This window comes from Acidimicrobiales bacterium, assembly GCA_040219515.1.
GTDB lineage: Bacteria > Actinomycetota > Acidimicrobiia > Acidimicrobiales > Aldehydirespiratoraceae > JAJRXC01.
Genome location: JAVJSI010000016.1, coordinates 17,913 through 37,438 on the forward strand (window position 1 = coordinate 17,913; position 19,526 = coordinate 37,438).

At 67.6% G+C, this 19,526-nt stretch carries 18 protein-coding genes; 14 read left to right on the top strand and 4 right to left on the bottom strand.

The features are described from left to right. Positions 1-11 precede the first annotated feature (11 nt). The 4 genes from RIB98_16055 to rpmA are packed head-to-tail and all read left to right on the top strand — an operon-like array spanning position 12 to position 3,085. Positions 12-764, top strand: coding sequence for a TIGR03936 family radical SAM-associated protein (locus RIB98_16055; GenBank protein MEQ8842497.1), 753 nt, complete (start codon positions 12-14; stop codon positions 762-764). Between the two features lie 39 nt (positions 765-803). Next, complete coding sequence (locus tag RIB98_16060; protein ID MEQ8842498.1) at positions 804-2,501, top strand: Rne/Rng family ribonuclease; 1,698 nt, start codon at positions 804-806, stop codon at positions 2,499-2,501. 20 nt (positions 2,502-2,521) lie between these two features. Next, a complete protein-coding gene (gene rplU, locus RIB98_16065) occupies positions 2,522-2,830 on the top strand; it encodes a 50S ribosomal protein L21 (protein ID MEQ8842499.1) in 309 nt (102 codons plus the stop codon). Positions 2,831-2,833: 3 nt separating this feature from the next. Further along, a complete protein-coding gene (rpmA, locus tag RIB98_16070; protein MEQ8842500.1) occupies positions 2,834-3,085 on the top strand; it encodes a 50S ribosomal protein L27 in 252 nt (83 codons plus the stop codon). Positions 3,086-3,133: 48 nt separating this feature from the next. Here the strand turns inward: rpmA and RIB98_16075 are convergent, their stop codons facing one another. Beyond that, the gene (locus RIB98_16075; protein MEQ8842501.1) at positions 3,134-4,255 is read right to left on the bottom strand and encodes an HD domain-containing protein; all 1,122 of its coding nucleotides are present in this window, start codon (positions 4,253-4,255) and stop codon (positions 3,134-3,136) included. 167 nt (positions 4,256-4,422) lie between these two features. Here RIB98_16075 and RIB98_16080 point away from each other — a divergent pair, with 167 nt between their 5' ends. The 5 genes from RIB98_16080 to proB are packed head-to-tail and all read left to right on the top strand — an operon-like array spanning position 4,423 to position 9,808. Further along, positions 4,423-5,001, top strand: a complete 579-nt coding sequence (locus RIB98_16080; protein MEQ8842502.1) for a TadE/TadG family type IV pilus assembly protein — start codon at positions 4,423-4,425, stop codon at positions 4,999-5,001. Next, positions 4,998-5,648 (top strand): pilus assembly protein, encoded by a 651-nt coding sequence (locus tag RIB98_16085; protein MEQ8842503.1) that lies wholly within the window; start codon positions 4,998-5,000, stop codon positions 5,646-5,648. The genes RIB98_16080 and RIB98_16085 overlap by 4 nt, the downstream gene beginning before the upstream one ends. After that, entirely contained in the window at positions 5,645-7,408 is a 1,764-nt protein-coding gene (locus RIB98_16090; protein MEQ8842504.1) for a Tad domain-containing protein, read from the top strand. The genes RIB98_16085 and RIB98_16090 overlap by 4 nt, the downstream gene beginning before the upstream one ends. A gap of 50 nt (positions 7,409-7,458) precedes the next feature. Then, positions 7,459-8,697 carry a GTPase ObgE gene (gene obgE / locus RIB98_16095; protein MEQ8842505.1) on the top strand — a complete coding sequence of 413 codons (1,239 nt, stop codon included), beginning with the start codon at positions 7,459-7,461 and terminating at the stop codon, positions 8,695-8,697. 7 nt (positions 8,698-8,704) lie between these two features. Beyond that, on the top strand, positions 8,705-9,808 hold the full coding sequence (gene proB / locus RIB98_16100) for a glutamate 5-kinase (protein ID MEQ8842506.1): 1,104 nt from the start codon (positions 8,705-8,707) through the stop codon (positions 9,806-9,808). Positions 9,809-9,815: 7 nt separating this feature from the next. Here proB and RIB98_16105 read toward each other — a convergent pair whose 3' ends face one another. From RIB98_16105 to RIB98_16115, 3 genes are read right to left on the bottom strand one after another with little or no spacing between them, the layout of a single operon-like run. Further along, positions 9,816-10,568 (bottom strand): PspA/IM30 family protein, encoded by a 753-nt coding sequence (locus tag RIB98_16105; protein MEQ8842507.1) that lies wholly within the window; start codon positions 10,566-10,568, stop codon positions 9,816-9,818. Between the two features lie 40 nt (positions 10,569-10,608). Continuing rightward, complete coding sequence (gene murJ, locus RIB98_16110) at positions 10,609-12,279, bottom strand: murein biosynthesis integral membrane protein MurJ (protein MEQ8842508.1); 1,671 nt, start codon at positions 12,277-12,279, stop codon at positions 10,609-10,611. Beyond that, positions 12,276-12,986, bottom strand: a complete 711-nt coding sequence (locus RIB98_16115) for a hypothetical protein (protein ID MEQ8842509.1) — start codon at positions 12,984-12,986, stop codon at positions 12,276-12,278. The genes murJ and RIB98_16115 overlap by 4 nt, the downstream gene beginning before the upstream one ends. Positions 12,987-13,030: 44 nt before the next feature. On the opposite strand from RIB98_16115, the gene RIB98_16120 reads away from it, so the two are divergent. The 5 genes from RIB98_16120 to RIB98_16140 all read left to right on the top strand — a co-directional run bounded on the left by RIB98_16120 (position 13,031) and on the right by RIB98_16140 (position 19,501). Then, positions 13,031-14,293 carry a glutamate-5-semialdehyde dehydrogenase gene (locus RIB98_16120; protein ID MEQ8842510.1) on the top strand — a complete coding sequence of 421 codons (1,263 nt, stop codon included), beginning with the start codon at positions 13,031-13,033 and terminating at the stop codon, positions 14,291-14,293. A 74-nt stretch (positions 14,294-14,367) separates the two neighbouring features. Further along, positions 14,368-15,249, top strand: coding sequence for a MoxR family ATPase (locus RIB98_16125; GenBank protein MEQ8842511.1), 882 nt, complete (start codon positions 14,368-14,370; stop codon positions 15,247-15,249). Positions 15,250-15,252: 3 nt separating this feature from the next. Next, positions 15,253-16,725 carry a VWA domain-containing protein gene (locus tag RIB98_16130; GenBank protein ID MEQ8842512.1) on the top strand — a complete coding sequence of 491 codons (1,473 nt, stop codon included), beginning with the start codon at positions 15,253-15,255 and terminating at the stop codon, positions 16,723-16,725. Positions 16,726-16,727: 2 nt separating this feature from the next. Further along, positions 16,728-18,170: a TldD/PmbA family protein gene (locus RIB98_16135; GenBank protein ID MEQ8842513.1), complete on the top strand. Its 1,443-nt coding sequence runs from the start codon at positions 16,728-16,730 to the stop codon at positions 18,168-18,170. Beyond that, the gene (locus tag RIB98_16140) at positions 18,167-19,501 is read left to right on the top strand and encodes a metallopeptidase TldD-related protein (protein MEQ8842514.1); all 1,335 of its coding nucleotides are present in this window, start codon (positions 18,167-18,169) and stop codon (positions 19,499-19,501) included. Before RIB98_16135 ends, RIB98_16140 begins: the two co-directional genes overlap by 4 nt. Positions 19,502-19,526: the final 25 nt, after the last annotated feature.

A 19,526-nucleotide genomic window follows, 5' to 3' on the forward strand; every position in this document is an offset into this window, starting at 1 on the left:
TCGGAGGGATTGTGAGAAACGACAATCTCAAGATCCGCGTGGCGTTCTCGAAGCACGGCAAGATCCGGTTCACCTCGCATCGCGACGTGGCCCGCATCTGGGAGCGCGCCCTGCGACGGGTGTCATTGCCCGTCGCCTACAGCGAGGGATTCTCGCCGCGGCCGAAGCTCAGTTTCGGCCTGGCGCTCTCGACCGGTCACGAGTCGAACGTCGAGTATCTCGACATCGAGCTCGACCCGGCCCGTACCGACGTCGAGATGGATCTCGACGTGCTCACCTCAGAGCTCACCGGTCACCTGCCGGTGGGGATGGCGGTCACTACGGTGGCGTTCATCGACCGACAGACCCCCTCGCTGCAGGAAGCAGTCACCAGTTGTACCTGGCAGATCGACGTCGACGACGTCGATGCCGAAACCGCAGCCGGCGCCGTGGCCCGTGCGCTCGCTGCCGACACCATCGTCGTCACCCGAGAGCGCAAGGGAAAGCCGGTCACCGATGACCTGCGACCCCTCGTGCTCAGTCTCGACGTGCACGGGCCGATTGAAGCAGACGACACCGGCACCGTTGCCGGCGTGAGGCTCGTCGCAGAACTGGGTACCCAACCGCGTGCGGTTCGGGTGGCAGAGTTGCTCGCAGCCCTCGATCCACCGCTCACCGAGCGACGAGTAGTACGGCTTCATCAATGGATCACGAACGACGACACCGCAGAGCGCAGCGATCCGCTGAGCGCCGCGGCGTCGCCCGCACCGGCGGGAGCGACATGATCGCTCCGAGCAGGGTGCCCCGAACGAAGGAATTCACCCATGGCCGAATCACAGGCCGACGACAACAAGCCCAAGATCGGCGACAGCCGACCGGCCCCCCAGGTCGGCGATAGCCGCCCCGGCGACAACCGAGCCGCCGGCGGCGACACTCGAGCCTCTGGCGGGAGCGACGGCGACGGCGCCCCGAAGAAGCGGCGACGGCGCCGAGGCGGTCGAGGCCGCGGCCGCGGTGGACAGGGCGGTGGCGGACAGGGCGGTCAGAACAACAGCGGTCAGAACAGTGGCGGCGGCCAGAACGGTGGGGGGCAGCGTCAGGGCGGCCAGCGCGGTTCCGGCCGGAACAGCGGCGACGGTCGTGGCTCTCGTCCCACCCCGGTGGAGGCCATCATCGACGACGATGCGGTCGAACTCGACGAGAAGACGCTCGAGAGCCGCCGGGGCCGCACCCGCAACGGTCAGGCCATCGGTCGCTACATGATGTGTGTGTCGGTGGGCGACAAGGCCACCCAGATCTCCACGCTGGAGGGCCGCAAGCTCGTCGAGCACCAGGTCTCGCGGCCGGCCGACGACGTCAGCCAGATCCACGGCAACATCTACATGGGGCGCGTGCAGAACGTGCTGCCCGGTATGGAGGCGGCGTTCGTCGACATCGCCACTCCCAAGAACGCCGTGCTCTACCGCGGCGACGTGCAGTACGACCCCGACGATGTCGAGAAGGGCAGCCGCAAGCCCCAGGCCCGCATCGAGGACATCCTCAAGGCCAAGCAGATGATCCTCTGTCAGGTCACCAAGAACCCGATCGCCCACAAGGGCGCCCGCCTCACCCAGGAGGTGTCGCTGCCGGGTCGGTTCGTCGTGCTCGTGCCCAACAGCACGACCTACGGCATCTCCAAGCGGTTGCCCGACGGCGAGCGCAAGCGGCTCCGCGCCATTCTCGACAAGGCGAAGCCCAAGCACCACGGCGTGATCGTGCGCACCGCCGCGGAAGACGTCACCTCCGAGGAGATCGAGCGCGACGTGCGCCGCCTCGTGGCCCAGTGGGACGAGATCGAGGCGCTCGCCAAGAAGACCAACGGACCGGCGCTGCTCTACCGCGAGCCCGAAGCCGCGGTGCGCATCATCCGTGAGGAGTTCACCAAGGACTTCCGGGGCGTCATCATCGACGACCGCGCGCTCTACGAGGAGATTCGCGGCTATGTCGGCAGCATCACCCCGGCCCTGGCCGATCGCGTGGAGTTCTACGACACGAACGCCGAGAAGCTGCCCCTCTTCGAGCGCCAACACATCGACGAGCAGCTCCGCAAGGCGCTCGATCGCAAGGTCTGGTTGCCGTCGGGCGGATCGCTGATCATCGAGGGCACCGAGGCGCTCACGGTGATCGACGTCAACACCGGCAAGAACGTCGGCAAGTCCTCTCTCGAGGAGACGGTCTTCCGCAACAACCTCGAAGCCGCCGAAGAAGTGGCCAACCAGCTGCGGCTGCGCGACATCGGCGGCATCATCGTGATCGACTTCGTCGACATGGAGGTGGCGAAGAACCGTGCCGAGGTGATCAAGACCTTCCGCGCCGCCCTGGCGAGGGACAAGACCCGCACCCAGGTGTTCGACATCTCCGAGCTGGGCCTCGTCGAGATGACCCGCAAACGCATCGGCGAAGGCCTGCTCGAATCGGTGTCCGACCTGTGTCCGACGTGTGACGGACGCGGCCATGTCGTGATCGACGGAATGCTCGGCTGAACCGCTAAAGTTGTCCGCCTATGTACGCAGTAGTCAAGACCGGCGGTAAGCAGTACCGCGTCGAAGAGGGCCAGACCCTCGACGTCGAGCGCCTGGGCGAGCCCGGCACCGACGTCGCACTCGACCCTGTCCTGCTTGTCGATGGCGATACCGTCCTCGCCACCCCCGCACAGCTGAAGGGCGCCACGGTGTCCGCCACGGTGCTCGAGGAAGTGAAGGGCCCGAAGATCAACGGGTTCGTCTACAAGAACAAGTCGAACAACCGGAAGCGCTACGGCCATCGTCAGACGTTGGCCCGTATCGAGATCACCGGCATCAAGAAGGGCTGACCCATGTCGAAGACAAAAGGCGGCGGGTCGACCCGCAATGGCCGTGACTCCAACGCCCAGCGCCTCGGTGTGAAGGTCTACGACGGCGGCCAGGTGCTCGCCGGCGCGATCATCGTCCGCCAGCGCGGCACCAAGATCCACCCGGGCGAGAACGTCATGCGGGGCGGCGACGACACACTGTTCGCCACCGCCGACGGCAAGGTGAAGTTCGGGCAGCGGCGCGGCCGCAAGCTCGTCGACATCATCCCCGGGTAGCGGCAACGATCCGCGTTGCTTGGAGTTGCTTCGCAACTCCCGGCGCCATCAGTCGATGCCGCGAGGAAGTGCGTCGGGCGACATGCCCAACCATTCGCCGGCCGCTCGCCGTGCGTAGCGGTCGGTCATTCCGGCGACCCATTCGACCGAGGCTCTCCACACGCCTTCCTCCGAGTCATCGGAGAGGAGGCGGGCGGGGAGCCTCGTCGCGTCGGCCGCGAGGTGCTCGACCAGGCCCTGGAGCATGTCGACGACGCGAGCGGCCTGTTCTCGTGACTCCGGGCGCAGGTAGATCCGCTCGTAGTTGAAACGTCGGAACGCGGCGAGCGCTTCGGCGTGATCGGCGGTCATGGCGATGCGTCCGGTCTGCTCGGTGGCGTCGATCATCGCCCCGATGAACGCGGCCAGCTGCGTGCGACGGCTGGTCCCGCATCGGGCAACAACGAGCTCGTCGAGCTCGTCAGCCCGGATGACCCCGGCGGTGGCCGCGTCCTCGAAGTCGTGGCAGACATAAGCGATCCGGTCGGCCCAGCTCACCACCTCGGCTTCCGGCGTGGCCGGCGCCGGGCGTGACCACGAGTGGTTGCGGATGCCGTCGAGGGTTTCGCGACAGAGGTTGAGCGGGGCCAGGGTGACGTCGGCTCCCCACACGGCGTGATCGAAGCCACTCGCCAGATACGGCGCCAGCGCGTCCTCGCTGGCATGGCCACCCGGACCGTGCCCGCAGTCGTGGCCGAGAGCGATCGCCTCGGTGAGGGGAACATTGAGCCCCAGTGCGCGGCTGACGCTGCGGGCGACCTGGGCGACCTCGAGGGCGTGGGTGAGGCGAGTGCGTTGGTGGTCGTCGGGGAAGACGAACACCTGCGTTTTGCCGGCCAGCCGCCGAAAGGCCGTGGCGTGCAGGATGCGGTCGCGGTCGCGCTCGAAGCAGGTGCGGGTGCGGTCCGGCGATTCCTCGATCGCCCGGTTGCCGGCGCCGTGGCTTCGCGTGGCTCCGACCCGCATCGCATTGTCCTCCCGGGCTTCGCGTGCCGCTCGGTCGAGGCCGTCGCCGGGTTCGACGGCGGCATGTGAGTCGGCGTGGGCGACCTCGACCCCGGCGGCGCCGTGGCCGTGCATCGTCGATCCCCACTCGCGCTCGCGCTCGGTCAATCCGTCGGTCGAGGCCATCAACCGAGCCTACGCGGGAGCGAACCTGGGCCCGACGACCCAGGTAGCCCTACCCAGAGGCCGAAGAATCCGTCCACATGACTCATGCCCTTCGGAATGTGTGCCGAAGGAGAATGGAACAGGACCTCTGCGCTCTCGCGCGGGGGCCACGGAGGAGCCCAGTGAGCATGCGACGGTGCAAGGGAGAACGAGGGGCGACGCTTGTCGAGTCCGCGATCATCACGCCTGTCCTGATGCTCTTCCTCTTCGGCATCTTCGAGTTCGGATTCGCCTTTCGTGACTATCTGACGGTGGCCAACGCCGCTCGAGACGGCGCCCGTGAGGTCAGCGTCGCAGGCAATGCCGGCGATGCGGACTATCGGATGTTGCGGGCGATCGCGCGGGCCTCCGCATCCTTGCCCGACGACGCCATCGAACAGATCATCGTGTTCAAGGCGACCGGGCCCGGTGACACTCCCGACCCGTCGTGCCTTGGCGGTTCCCAGACCGATCTGTGCAACGTCTACACCGCCAGTGATTTCACCCGGGCCGCCGATGAGTTCGGCTGTAACGGCGCCTCGACCGTGACGCCGAACGCGCCCGACGACGCGTGGTGTCCGACGGACCGGGAGGTCTCCGTCGGCACGGGCCTGGACTATGTCGGTGTGTGGATCACGACGACCCACACGTACATCACCGGGCTGTTCGGATCGTCGATCGACCTCGACGATCAACTCATTCTCAAAGTGGAGCCTCAGGACCAATGATCAACCGCTGCCGTCGTCTGTTCCGGGGATCGCTCACCGAGCGGCGCGCTCGCGGTGAACGCGGTGTGGCGATGGTCGAGATGGCCATCGTGGCACCACTTCTCGCCCTGATCCTCGGCGGCATCGTGGAGTACGGGATGCTGTGGCGTGACGACCTGACCGCATCGGCGTCGACCCGTGCCGCGGCCCGTGTGGCATCCAACCTCGGCGACGATCACCTCGCCGACTACGAAGCGTTGCTCGCCCTGGACGCCGGCATGTCGGGTCTCAACAATCTCAACATCGAAGGGGTGCTCATCTACGAGGCGTCGGCGGCCGACGGCGAGCCCCATTCGAGCTGTTTCGATGCGGCCGGTGACCCGATTCCGCGACCCGGGCGCTGCAACTACTACAGCGCCGCCCAGCTCGACGCGATCTCCGGTATCAGCTGCAAGCCCTCCGCCTGCGCTGAGTTCCCCGACGACGCAACTTGCGCGAGCGGTTGGGCGACCAATTTCTGTCCACAGAGTCGCAGCAACAGCCAGGGGGCCGGCACGACTGTCGTGGGTGTCTGGATACGAATACAACGCGACTTCATCACCGGACTGATTCCCGGTGACGGGGTGACGATCACCGACCGAACGGTCATGAGAGTGGAGCCACGATGAACCGTCACGCCCGCATCGCCGACGCCGCTCGTAGCGCCCGGGTCGCCAGGAAGGACTTCGGCTACGCCGCGGTCCTCACCGCACTGGTTCTCGTTCCGCTCATGGGATTCGCCGGTTTCGCCATCGACGTCGGTGCGTGGTACTCCCGGGCCTCGTCGTTGCAACGCGCGGCTGATGCTGCGTCGCTCGCCGGCGTCGTCTGGCAGCCCGACTTCACCCAGGCACAGGCCGAGGCGCGCGCCGCGGCGTCGCGCAACGGCTTCACCCACGGCGTGGACGGGGTGACCGTCGAGGTGTTCAACACCGGTACGAACCAGTTGTCGGTGCGCATCACCGACACCGACGCGGATCTCTACTTCGCCGGCTTGTTCGTTGACAACGTGTCCATCGGGCGCCTGTCCACCTCCGAATACGTCAAGAGTGTGCCGATGGGCAGCCCCGAGAACTTCCTGGGCAACGATCCCATCGAAGGTGACAGTCCCAACCTGTGGCTGGCGACGTTCGGCCCGCAGACGACGAAGCAATCAGGTGATCGGTATCACACCGAAGTGTGCGGCAGCTCGATCTTCTGCTCCGGCAACGTGAACGACGAGTACGCACCCGACGGCTACTACTTCACGGTGTCGGTCGATGCGGTACAGGCGGCACCGCTGAATTTCGAGATGTTCGACCCCGTGCACCACGACTACGAGGATCTCTGCAGCGTGGGCTACCTCTTCAACGACGGGACCGTCGCAGCGGAGCCCTGGTACACGGCCAACACCAGCGGTCTCGCGGACTATCCGGAGGAGCGCTACGAACGTGGCGGGGCGGGAAATCCCGGCGGTGCCGCATGGTGCCCGGGTGACAACGGTCTGAGCGGCAACTTCGAGATGACCGTCATCGTGCGGGGACCCGATGGCACACCCTTCGACAACACCGACAATCCGGTCGTGTGCTGGACCCGTTGGGGCAACGACGAGCCTTCCAATCGAGCGGAGTTCGTGAACGACCTGCTCGACGACGCCGGACGCCAGCCGGTTGCCTCGTCCGGTCCCGCACCTGCGGCAGCGAGCATCGCTTTCCGGGACTACTTCCGTGAGTGGGCAAATCTCTGCACGATCAACAGCCCGATCGTGGGCGACTACGTGGTGCAGATCCGGACCAACGCCGACAGCACCAACCCGAGTCTCCGCGACCCCTCGATCAACACAGGGGGGCGCAACCGCTTCAGTCTCAAGGCCGGCTTCGGTTCGTCGTCGAACGCCTCCTACGGCAGTGGTGTGTCCATCTCGGCCGACGGCCGCCTGCCGATGTTCGTGAACGTGCCCCCGGGCGCACCGTCGACCTGCTCAGGCAGCCCGACCTGCTTCTACATCGCTCGGGTACTGCCGGAATGGGCTGGTCAGAAGCTCAGCCTCGATGTGTTCGACCTCACCGACGGCTCGGACATCACCGTGGCCTTCGTGCCCCCGTCCGACTCCGGTCTCGGGTCGTTCGGCAGCTGTGACTTCATCTTCTACTCTCGCACCGGAGCTACCGTCGACCTCAACGACTCGAACTGCGCGGCCAGTCACACGAACAACACTCAGCTCCGGAACGGCGGAAGCAATGGCGACTCGATCACCGCGGTGATCGACATCCCCGTCGGCTACACGTGCAACGACGCCAGTCCGTTCGGCTGCTGGGTCACCGCGGAGTTGTCCTTCACCGGCACTCCATCGGACACGACGACCTGGTCGGCCGAGGTCACCGGCGATCCGATTCGCCTCATCGAGTAGGCGGCGCCGAAGAGCCAGGGCCGGGCGGTTCCACCCCCTAGCCTTGCGGTGTGTCCTCGTTCGTCGATGAGTGCAACATCAATGTGCAGGCCGGTGACGGTGGCGCGGGCTGCGTCGCCTTCCGGCGCGAGGCCCACGTCGCGAAGGGCGGTCCCGATGGCGGCGACGGCGGCGACGGCGGCTCCATCTGGTTCGTGGCCGATCGCAACGTCGCCTCGCTGCTCGCCTTCCGCGATCACCCGCATCGCAAGGGCGAGAGTGGCAAACACGGCAGTGGTCAGAACCGGCACGGCCACCGCGGCAAGGATCTCGAGGTCGCGGTGCCGGTCGGCACGGTCGTACTCGACCACGACACCCGCGAACCGCTCGCCGATCTGACGAACCACGGCGACCGCTGGATGGCGGCCAAGGCCGGCGAGGGCGGCCGGGGCAACGCCCGCTTCCTGTCCAACAAGCGCCGGGCGCCGTCGTTCGCCGAACAGGGCGAACACGGTCAGGAACGCTGGCTTCGGCTCGAGCTGAAGCTGCTGGCCGATGTCGCCATCGTCGGGTTTCCCAACGTGGGCAAGTCCACGCTGATCAGCCGTCTCTCGGCGGCCAAGCCGAAGATCGCCGACTATCCGTTCACCACCCTCGAACCGAATCTCGGCGTGGTTCGCACCGACGACGGCTTCGAGATGGTGCTGGCCGACATCCCGGGGCTCATCGAGGGCGCCAGCGACGGCAAAGGCCTGGGCCATCAGTTCCTCCGCCACGTCGAGCGGGCGCGGGCACTGCTGCTGCTGCTCGACCTCGCGCCCTACGACGGCGTCACGCCGGAGGAGCAGGAACGCGTGTTGCTCGCCGAGCTCGGCAACTATCGGCCCGACCTGCTCGAGCGGCCCCGCCTCGTCGTGGGGAGCCGGGCCGACATGGCGCCCGACCACGACTTCGACGGGTTCACGGTGAGCGCCATGACGGGGGACGGGCTGGCCCGGCTCGTCGGCGATCTCGTTGCGATGGTCGCCGACGCTCGCGAGAACGAACCGCTGGTGGAGGCGACCACCATCCACCATCCGGTGTCGAGCGAGATCGAGATCACCCGCCACGACGACGCGTCGTGGGAGGTGCTCGGGCGTGCCGCCCAGAGAGCCGTGGCGCTGAGCGACCTGACCGACGAACAGGCGCTCGAGTTCGCCCAGCACCGCCTGCAACAGCTGGGCGTCAACCGGGCCCTCGCGCGCGCCGGCGTGGCCGTGGGCGACGAGGTTCGCATCGGCGACTTCGCGTTCGAGTACGAAGAGGACTGACCCGCTGATGACAACCCGCACCATCGTCGTGAAGGTCGGCACCTCGTCGATCACCGACGCCAACGGAGAGATCGCAGTAGCGGCAATCGAGAAGCTCTGCGCCGAGCTGGCTGCGGTGCGGGCCCAGGGCCATCAGGTGGTGCTCGTCACCTCGGGCGCCATCGCGGCGGGACTGCCCGAGATCGGCATGGGCGGCGCGCGTCGGCCCACCGACACGATCACGTTGCAGGCGGTGGCCACGATCGGGCAGAGCGCGCTGATGGCGGTGTATCGGCAGGTTCTCGGCACCCACGGCCTGATTGCCGGCCAGGTGCTGCTGGTGCCGTTCGACTTCATCCAGCGCACGCAGTACGTGCACGCCGGGCAGACACTGCGACGTCTGCTCGAACTCGGCGTGATCCCGATCGTCAACGAGAACGACGCGATCGCCGACGACGAGGTCCGCTGGGGCGACAACGACCGCATCGCGGCCCTGGTGGCCAATCTCGTCGACGCCGATCAGCTGATCCTGCTCACCGACATCGCCGGCCTCCACACCGCCGACCCGCGGGTCGACGCCGACGCGTCACTCATCGAGGAGATCATCGAGATCGACCACCAGACCGAGGAGCTCGCCGGCGGTTCCGGCACCGCGCGGGGGAGTGGGGGAATGGCATCGAAGATCACCGCCGCGAAGATCGCGGCCTGGTCGGGCGTGTCCACCGTCATCGCCAACGCGAGCCGCCCCGGTGTGGTCGTCGACGCCGTCGCCGGAGTGGCCGGAGTCGGCACGGTGATCCACGCGCGACCGACCCGATTGCCGGCCCGCAAGCTGTGGATCGCGTTCTCCGTCGTGGCCCGGGGCTCGATCGTGGTCGATCCCGGCGCGCGGCGAGCCCTCGAACGGGGCAAGTCGCTGCTGGCGGCCGGCGTCCGGGACATCGTCGGTGACTTCGATGCCGGCTCGCCCGTCGAGGTGATCGACACCGACGGGGAGATCTTCGCCAAGGGACTCGCTCGTCACACGGCGAGCGAGCTACGGGCGGCCGCCGGTCAGCGCAGCGACGAACTCCCCGACGGTGCGCCCCACATCGTCGTGCACGCCGACGACCTGGTGACCCTGCCCCACTGAGGGGCGATCACTCGTTGAGTTCCCCTGGGGTCTGCGTGGTCCCGATGCCGAGTTCGGCCTTGATGCTGTCGAGGCGGCCCTGCGCCTCGACGTTGCGGGCGGCTTTTTCGATCTCGAGCATCTGGGTCTCGACGTTGCCTTCGGTGAGTTCGGCGCTGGCCTTGGCCTTCGCGTAGCGCGCCTCGATCTTGTCGCGGACCTCGTTGAACGTGGGGACGTCCTCGCCGACTGCTTCGGAGAGTGTGGCCATCGCCGTGTTGACGCTCTCCTGCATCTTGGCCTGATCGAGCTGGCTGAGCAGCGCCTGCTTCTCGCTGATCTTCTTCTGGAGGAGGTCGCTGTTCTGTTCGACGGCGGCCTTGGCCTGTTCCGCGGCCTCGGCGGCTTGGAAGTGCAGGCTCTTCAGGCTGTCGATCTCCTGTTCGAGCGTGAGCAGGCGGTTGGCGAACTGCTCGGCCGCATTGGTGTAGCGGGCGCCCTTCTCCTCGTCACCCGTCTTGTAGGCGCTGTCGGCCATCGTGACGGCCTGGCGGGCGTTGGCGTTGACCCGTTCGAGTTCTTCGAGCTGGCGGTTGAGTTGCAGCTCGGTCTGCTTCTGGTTGGCGATGACGCTGGCGGCCTGCTGCTTGAGGCGCTTGTGCTGGTCCTTGGCCTCGGTGATCGCCTGCTCGAGCTGAACCTTGGGGTCGGCGGACTCCTCGAAACTGCCGCTGAGCTTGGCGACGATGTAGTTCCAGCGCTTCTTCAGGTACTTGAGCATCTCCCGATGCTAGTTGGCCGAGCGGCCGGCGTTGCGTCGATCAACGCCAGATCATGCGGCGAACGGGCCGCAGGATCAGGTCGGCGCTGCGAACCCCGGTGCGGAAGCAGAGAATCACGTAGGCGGCCACGGCGACCGCGCCGACCACGACTGCCTCGATCAACAACGGTAGGGGGGCGGCGACGAGCTTGATCGCCGCGGTGAGCACGAAGGCTCCCGCCGCGGCGACGGCCGGTCCGACGAGCGAGCGTCGCGGGTCGGCGATACCGGGCACCCGGCGACGAACGAGCGCGGACAGGAGTGTGAGCTCGACCCACGCGCCGATGGCGGAGCCCATGGCGAGGCCGACCGCGCCGAGGCGCACCGGACCGCCGGCGCCCCGCAGAACCTCGTCAAGGGGACCGAAGGCGGCGACATCGCCCAGGCCGAGCAGTCCGTCGGGGCCGACGAGCACGCGATCGAGCGGGAACATGACGACGACCCCGACGGTGGCGGCGATGCCGACCCGGATCGCCGCAATGCGAGCAGGGCCCCGGGTGTCGCCCACGGCGTAGCAGGTGTTCTGGAGCAGGCGACTCGCACCGATGGCCGGCAGACCGAGGGCGTAGGCCGCGAGGATGAACCACACCAGGACCCCGTCGGTGGCGTCGAACTCGCCACCCTGGAACAACACGCCCACGACGAGGTCGCCCGCCGCGATCATCACGAAGGCCGCCATCAGCATCCAGAAGGCGATGCGGTCCAGGCTGCGTCGGGTGCGGGCGACGAGCGCTTCGGGGTCACCCACGAGGCGGGACATCTCCGGCAGTTCGGCCGCGGCCACGCTCATGGCGAACAACGAGACGGGCAGCGTGTAGAGCATCTGGGCCTTGAACAGTGCGGCGACCGCGCCGGCGGCGAGGAAGGTCGCGAGGAAGAGATCCAGATAGGCGGAGATCTGCACCACGCCGCGGCCGAGGACCGCAGGTGCGAACCGTCGACGGATCTCCTTGACCGCGAAGTGGTGGTTGTCGGGGCGTAGCCGGAGGCCGCGGGCGAGGGCGGTCACCGTGGGCAGCTGGATGAGCAGTTGGAGAAGTCCGCCGACGGTCACCGCGATGGCGAGGCCGCGGGCCGCGTCCTCGAGCGACCAGCCGCGCCACCAGATGAAGAGGGCGGCGACGATCTGGGCGGCGTTCCAGACGATCGGCGCGGCGTAGGGCAGGAAGAAGTTGCGGTGGCTGTTGAGAATGCCCAGGCACCAGGCCGACATCACCAGGAACCCGACTCCCACGGCCATGATCTGCGTGAGGCTGACCGCGAGCTCGAAGGTCTCGTCGGCCAGGCCCGGGGCGAGAACTCCGGTGATCGGTCGGGCCGCGACGACCAGGATCAACACGGCGACACCGGTCACCATCAGGAGGAGTGCACCCACGGCGCCGGCGACCCGGTTGGCCTCGGCCTCGTCGTCATCGTCGAGCATCTGGCTGTAAACGGGCACGAAGCTGGCCGACAGCACGCCCTCACCCAGCAGGTTCTGGAGCAGGTTGGGAATGCGGGCGGCCGTGGCGAACGCGTCAGCGGCGAGCGAGAGACCGAGGACGCGCGACGTGACCATCTCGCGCAACAGGCCGGCGACGCGGGACAGCCCGATCCCGCCGGCGACGAGGGCCGACCCGCTCAGCGCTCGTGACCGCGCCGGTCTCCGAGCGCGCCACTCGGGTTCGCTCACGTGTCGTTCCCGACCTCATCGAGCGCAATCCGCAACGAGTCCAGTTCGTCGACCATGCCGGTGACCTGACCGGCGATCTCGTCGAGTTCGATGGCGCCACCCGTGCGGGTCGCGAGCTCATCGGCCCGCACGATGGTCTCGGCGAGGCGGGCATCGAGGATCTCGAGCCGCTCGCGGGTCTGCTCCTCGCGGGCCCGCAGTCGATCGTGGCTCTCCTTCTGGGCGGCCGCCGCGATGTGACGGGCGTCGTCGCTCGGTGTGGCGGCCATCGTGCGCTCCAGCGCAGTGACGTCGATGCGGCGGCGGGCGTCGGTGATCTGCTGGCCCCGCTGCGCCACATCCCAGGTGACGGTGACGGCCTGATCGAGATTGGCCCCGATCTCCCGCAGCCGGGCCTCGAGCGGACCCGACTCGGCCGCATGCATGGCGTCGCCGAAACGCTGACGGGCGTTGAGGGCATCACGAACGAAGAAGCGCCACGGCTCGCGCAGGGCGAACGGATCGATACGTCGCTCGAGTCCCTTCACCCGTTTCGCGATGCGAGTCGCGAGCAGGACGCGGGCGACCCACGCGACGACACCGACGGCGACCGCCGCCGCCCAGGAGCCGCTGAGGATGAGCGCCAGCGCGCCGAGCCCCACGACGAGCGCCACCGTGACCGGCGAGATCATGGCCAGGAAGACCGTGGGTTCGAGACGACGCGACACTGCTGCGAGGCTAGTCCTGCCCACGGCTACCCTGGGGCCTCGTGATGCCGACTCCTGCCCAGACGCCGACGCCCGTTCCTCAGCTCGCAGCCCGGGCGAAGGTCGCGTCGAGGGCCCTGGCGGTGGCGTCGACGGCCGAGAAGGATGCCGCCCTGCACGCCGCCGCCGATCTTCTCGTCGCCAACGCCGAGTCGGTCATCGAGGCGAATGCGCTCGACGTCGCCCGGGCCGAAGCCGATCAGATGGCGGTGCCGCTCGTTGACCGTCTGCGGCTCGACGAGGCACGGATCGAGGGCATGGCAGCGGGGCTGCGCCAGGTCGCGGCGCTCGCCGATCCCGTGGGGCGCATCAGCGACGGTTGGGTACGCCCCAATGGTCTGCGGATCGAGCGGGTCCACGTGCCGCTCGGGGTGGTGGGCATCATCTACGAGAGCCGCCCCAACGTCACGAGCGATGCCTTCGGACTCTGCCTGAAGTCGGGCAACGCCGCGTTCCTGCGGGGGTCGTCGTCGGCGATCGACTCGAACATGGCGATCTCGTCGGTGCTGCGCGAGGCGCTCGGCAAGGCGGGCCTGCCCGAGGACGCGCTGTTGGTGGTCGACGACGTGCGTCGTGAGGCGGCCGTCGAGTTCATGCAGCAGCGGGGCCTCGTCGACTGCCTCATTCCCCGCGGCGGACCGGCCCTGATCCAGTCGATCCTCGACAACGCCACGGTGCCCTACGTGATCGACGGCGCCGGGAACTGCCACGTCTATGTCGATGCCGCGGCCGACCTCGACATGGCTCGCGACATCGTCGTCAACGCCAAGACCCAACGGCCCGGCGTGTGCAACGCGGCCGAGTCGCTGGTGATCCACGCCGCCGTGGCCGACCGGTTCCTTCCCATGGTCGCTCGGGCCCTCGAAGGGGTCGAACTGGTGGGCGACGACGCGTCGCAGGGCCTGGTCGATTCGATCGGCCCGGCCACCGACGCCGACTACGCCACCGAGTTCCTCGACCTGAAGATGAGTGTGCGGATCGTGGCCGACCTCGACGAGGCGATCGATCATGTCAACGACACCTCGACCGGTCACAGCGAGGCGATCATCACCGGCGACATCGCGGCCGCCGATCGCTTCACCAGGGAAGTCGACGCGGCTGCGGTGGTGGTCAACGCCTCCACGCGTTTCGTCGACGGCGAAGAGTTCGGTTTCGGCGCCGAGATCGGCATCTCCACCCAGAAGCTCCACGCCCGCGGCCCGATGGGTCTCGAGCAGCTCACCACCCGCAAGTTCATCGTCCGCGGTGAGGGCCAGGTTCGAGGCTGACGGGGGCCGAACCGCTGCGGTGTGGCCGAAATCGGTTACGGGACCACGGTTAACGCCCGCTAACGTGGGCAGTCATGTCATATCGATTCGAAGACGTCGCCTCCGTCAAGGCCGACCTGGAGAAGGTCGACTATCTCTCCGACGAGGGCATCGCCGGCGTGGTGTATCTCGCCGACCGACTCCAGAAGCCGATCCTGGTCGAGGGGCCGGCCGGCACCGGCAAGACCGAGCTCGCCAAGAGCGTCGCCAAGATCTGCAACGCCCGCCTCATCCGCCTCCAGTGCTACGAGGGTCTCGACGAGGCCAAGGCCCTCTACGAGTGGAACTACAAGAAGCAGCTCCTGCGCATCCAGACCGAACGTGGCGACGATCACGACTGGGCCGACATCTCCGACGACATCTTCTCCGACGAGTTCCTCCTCACCCGGCCGTTGCTCGAGGCGATCACGGCCGACGAACCGGTCGTGCTCCTCATCGACGAGGTCGACCGGGTCGAGGTCGAGACCGAGGCCTTGCTGCTCGAGATCCTGTCCGACTATCAGGTGTCGATTCCCGAACTCGGCACGATCGAGGCCAAGCAGATCCCGCTGGTGTTCCTCACCTCGAACAACACCCGTGAGCTGTCCGAAGCGCTGAAGCGGCGCTGCCTCTACCTCCACGTCGACTATCCCGACATCGACCGCGAAAAGCAGATCGTGCTCACGAAGGTGCCCGACATCACCGAGAATCTGGCCGATCAGGTCGCTCGCGTCGTCCGTTCGATCCGCCAGATCGAGCTGAAGAAGCACCCGTCGGTGTCCGAGACCCTCGACTGGGCCAAGACCCTGGTGCTGCTCGGCGTCGAGAAGATCGACGAGAAGACGGCCACCGACACCATCAACATCCTGCTCAAGTACCAGAGCGACATCACCAAGGCCGTCAAGGAACTCAGCACGGCCGACGGCGTCACGGTCTGAGCCGTGGCCGTCACCGAGCCCGTTCCGCCCGAGCTGGGTGACCCGATCCTCGAACTGCTCAACGGTTTCATCGTCGAGCTGCGCAATGCCGGTCTGCCGGTATCGCTCACCGAGAACCTCGACGCGATGGAGGCGGTGCGCCACGTCCCCATCGGCGAGCGCGAGACGTTCAAGTACGCGCTCGCCGCCACGCTGGTGAAGCACGCCAACCACTGGAAGGCGTTCGAGACGGTCTTCGAGGTCTACTTCTCGCTGCGGGGCCAGGAGTACTCGATCGGCGACGGTGCCGACGACCTGCCCGAGATGGACGACGAGGGCGAAGAGGGCCAGGAAGGCGCCGGCGACCAGCAGGGCGGCGGCGGGGGAGAGAACCTCACGCCCGAGGAGCTGGCCGAGATGTTGTTCCAGGCGCTCATGCGGGGCGATCAGCAGATGATGCGCGGCGTGGCCCGCCAGTCGGTGAAACGCTACGCGGGCATGGAGCCCGGGCGGCCGGTCGGTGGCACCTATTACCTCTACCGCACCCTGCGAAACCTCGACCTCGAGGGCGTGCTCGAACGCCTGCTCGAACAGGAGCAGAACGACGAGGGCGAAGCCTCGGAGTTCGAGCAACGCCTCCAGCGCGACGAATACCAGACCCGTATCGACCAGCTCCAGAAGGAGATCGAGGCGGAGATCCGCCGTCGGCTGGTGGCTGATCGCGGCGTCGAGGCCATGGCCAAGACACTGCGCAAGCCGCTGCCCGAAGACGTCGACTTCATGCACGCCTCGCGCGAGGAGATGGCCAGCCTGCGCAAGGCCATCTACCCGCTCACCCGCAAGCTGGCGTCCCGGCTCCAGCGCAAACGTCGTCACGGCCGCAAGGGACCCCTCGACTTCCGGCGCACCGTGCGGGCCTCGCTGTCCTACGGCGGCGTTCCGGCCGAGCCGAAGTTCCGCAATCCCAAGCCCCACAAGCCGGAGATCTTCGTGATCGCCGACATCTCGGGTTCGGTCGCCGCGTTCGCCCGCTTCACCCTGCACCTCGTCTACGCCATCTCGGGCCAGTTCTCGAAGGTGCGAGCGTTCGTCTTCATCGACGGACTCGACGAGGTCACCCGCTACTTCGAGGGGGTGGAGGACATCAACGAGGCCGTGCACCGGGTCAACACCGAGGCCGACGTCGTGTGGGTCGACGGCCACTCCGACTACGGCCACGCGCTCGGCGTTTTCTGGGAGAAGTACGGCAAGGACATCGGCCCCCGCACCTCGATCATGATTCTGGGTGACGCGCGCAACAACTACCACGCGTCGGAGAGCTGGATCATCAAGGAGATGAAGGAGAAGGCGCGCCAGGTGCACTGGTTGAACCCTGAGCCGCGGTCCTACTGGGACACCGGCGACTCCATCGTCGGCGAGTACGCCCAGTACACCGACGGTTGCTTCGAGGTCCGCAACCTCCGCCAGCTCGAAGCCTTCGTCGAACACCTGGCCTGATCATGGCGTTTCCGGACGAGCAGCTCGAGGCTCGATTGGTGGCGGCCCTGCCCCACGACGCCGACTTCGCGTCCGCCCGCTACATGCACGAACGAGCGGTGTCGCTCGACGTGCGCAACGGCGTGGTCGAACCGATCTGGACCGGTCGCGACGAGGGGGTCATGGTCACTGTCTGGAGGGCCGGTGGCTCGGGCTACTCGGCCACCAGCGATCTGAGCGAGGCCGGTCTCGCCCGCGCCGTCGACGAGGCGGGGCAGTGGGCGGCCCGCGCGGCCGGCGGTGGGCTCGTCCACGGGATGCCCCTCGCTCACACGGTGGGCGACTACGCCTCGCCGATCGACGTCGGTTTCGACACGCTGGGACCGGCCGATCAGATCGAGATGCTGCGGGCGGCCGACGCAGCCATGGGCGGCGACGACCGCATCGTCGATCGCAGCGCGTCGCTCACCCGGTTCCACACCCATTCGCTCCTGGTCACCAACGGCGGTGGTCGGGTGTGTCAGGAGATCTCGCAGGTGTTCCCCAACCTGCGGGCCACGGCGAACGAGGGTTCCAACACCCAGTCCCGGACTTATGGCGGCGCGGCGTTGGTGGGCCAGGGCGGCGCCGAGGTGCTCGGACGCCACGGCTTCTCCGATGCACCGGCGCAAATCGCGGAGGAGGCCATCGAGCTCCTGCTCGCGCCCAACTGTCCCAGTGGCACGATGGACCTGATCCTGGCGCCCGACCAGATGGTGCTGCAGATCCACGAGTCGATCGGTCACCCGCTGGAGCTCGACCGCATCCTGGGCGACGAACGCAACTACGCCGGTACGAGCTTCGTGACACCCGACATGTTCGGCAGCTATCGGTACGGCAGCGAACTGCTCAACGTCACGTTCGATCCGACCGTGCCGGGGCAGCTTGCGTCCTACGGCTTCGACGACGACGGCACGCCGGCCGAGCGCACCCACCTGATCCGCGACGGCATCCTCCAGCGGCCCCTCGGCGGGGCGATCTCCCAGCATCGAGCGGGCATGGACGGTGTCGCGAACAGCCGCGCGTCGAGCTGGAATCGACCTCCCATCGACCGCATGGCCAACCTCAACGTCGAGCCGGGCGACACCGCGCTGGCCGATCTCATCGGTGGGATCGAGCACGGCGTGCTCATGGAGACCAACGTCAGCTGGTCGATCGACGACAGCCGCAACAAGTTCCAGTTCGGCTGCGAGCTCGGCCGGCTCATCGTCGATGGTGAGCTCGGCGCCGTCGTCCGCAACCCCAACTATCGCGGCATCTCCGCCACGTTCTGGCGGAACCTGACCGGCGTCGGCGACACCGACTCGTTGCGGGTGATGGGCGTGGGCAACTGCGGAAAGGGTGAGCCCAACCAGCAGATCCGGGTCGGGCATGCCTCGCCCCACTGCCGGTTCTCGGCGGTCGAGGTGTTCGGCGGCGCAGAGTGAGCGCCGATGCCCGGACCCACTTCGAGGCCGTGCACGACGATGCGGTGGCCGCCCTGCAGGGCGACGAGGTTCTGCTCGTCAACATCTCGGGAGAGACCTCCGACTTCGTCCGGTTCAACCATGCCGCGATCCGCCAGGCCGGTTCGGTCCGACAGGCCCAGCTGACCTGCGACCTCATCCTCGGCCGTCGCCATGCCGAGGGCTCGTTGACGCTCTCCGGCGATCTGGCCACGGACCGTGGGCGGGTTCGTTCACTGCTGGCCGAGCTGCGCGAGATCCGTTCGGCCGTGCCCGACGATCCGCATCTGCTCTACGCCACCGAGCTCGACGGCAGCGAGCGGCGAGTCGAGGGCGATGCGCTCGATGCGCCCGACGCGATCGACGCCGTTCTCGACGGTGTCGCCGGGAAGGATCTCGTCGGCATCTATGCGGCGGGGGAGACCTATCGGGGCTTTGCGAACTCGTTGGGCCAGCGAAACTGGTTCTCGGCCACCACCTTCAACGTCGACTGGTCGCTGTATCACCAGGGGGACAAGGCGACCAAGAGCGGCTACGCCGGCACCCACTGGGACCCCACGACCCTGTCGACCAAGCTGGATCGCTCCGTTGCGGAGCTCGACGCGCTGTCCCGCCCGGTGCACCCGTTGCCGCCCGGCGACCATCGCACCTTCCTGGCCCCGGCCGCGCTCAACGAGATCGTGGACCTCATCGCCTGGGGCGGGTTCGGACTGCGAAGTCACGAGACCACGCAGACGCCCTTCCTCCGCATGATCACCGATGGTGTCGAACTGCACCCGACCGTCTCGATCGCCGAGGACGTCGGTGGCGGCGTATCGCCCGATTTCCAGGGCGGGGGTTTCCGGCGTCCCGGTCGTGTCCCGCTCATCGATCGGGGCCGCTACGTGGGCCATCTGATCTCGCCACGCTCGGCCATGGAGTACGACGTCGACACCAACGGCGCCGAGGACGAGGAGTATCCGGTCGCCATCAGCGTGGCCGGCGGTGATCTCCCGATGGGCAACGCGTTGGCGGCGCTCGGCGAGGGGCTCTATGTCGGCAACCTCTGGTATCTCAACTACTCCGATCGGGCCGGCTGTCGCACCACCGGCATGACCCGGTTCGGCACGTTCTGGGTGGAAGGTGGTGAGATCGTGGCCCCGATCGATGTCCTTCGGTTCGACGACACGGTCTACTCGATGCTGGGCGACAACCTCGAGGCCCTGACGAGTGAGGTCGACACGATCCTCGACCCCTCGACCTACGACCAGCGTTCGACCGACAGCTCGAGGCTGCCTGGGGCCCTGCTGTCGCAGATGCGCTACACGCTGTAAGCGCCCGCCCGGTCGTGGCCCGGCG

What these genes read in the sequence shown, in the direction of transcription:
- RIB98_16085 (MEQ8842503.1), top strand. Translation starts at nt 4,998, where the DNA reads ATGATCAACCGCTGCCGTCGTCTGTTCCGGGGATCGCTCACCGAGCGG.
- RIB98_16105 (MEQ8842507.1), bottom strand. Translation starts at nt 10,568, where the DNA reads ATGCTCAAGTACCTGAAGAAGCGCTGGAACTACATCGTCGCCAAGCTC.
- RIB98_16135 (MEQ8842513.1), top strand. Translation starts at nt 16,728, where the DNA reads ATGGCGTTTCCGGACGAGCAGCTCGAGGCTCGATTGGTGGCGGCCCTG.
- proB (MEQ8842506.1), top strand. Translation starts at nt 8,705, where the DNA reads ATGACAACCCGCACCATCGTCGTGAAGGTCGGCACCTCGTCGATCACC.
- rplU (MEQ8842499.1), top strand. Translation starts at nt 2,522, where the DNA reads ATGTACGCAGTAGTCAAGACCGGCGGTAAGCAGTACCGCGTCGAAGAG.
- RIB98_16125 (MEQ8842511.1), top strand. Translation starts at nt 14,368, where the DNA reads ATGTCATATCGATTCGAAGACGTCGCCTCCGTCAAGGCCGACCTGGAG.
- RIB98_16060 (MEQ8842498.1), top strand. Translation starts at nt 804, where the DNA reads ATGGCCGAATCACAGGCCGACGACAACAAGCCCAAGATCGGCGACAGC.
- RIB98_16090 (MEQ8842504.1), top strand. Translation starts at nt 5,645, where the DNA reads ATGAACCGTCACGCCCGCATCGCCGACGCCGCTCGTAGCGCCCGGGTC.
- rpmA (MEQ8842500.1), top strand. Translation starts at nt 2,834, where the DNA reads ATGTCGAAGACAAAAGGCGGCGGGTCGACCCGCAATGGCCGTGACTCC.
- RIB98_16080 (MEQ8842502.1), top strand. Translation starts at nt 4,423, where the DNA reads ATGCGACGGTGCAAGGGAGAACGAGGGGCGACGCTTGTCGAGTCCGCG.
- RIB98_16075 (MEQ8842501.1), bottom strand. Translation starts at nt 4,255, where the DNA reads ATGGCCTCGACCGACGGATTGACCGAGCGCGAGCGCGAGTGGGGATCG.
- RIB98_16120 (MEQ8842510.1), top strand. Translation starts at nt 13,031, where the DNA reads ATGCCGACTCCTGCCCAGACGCCGACGCCCGTTCCTCAGCTCGCAGCC.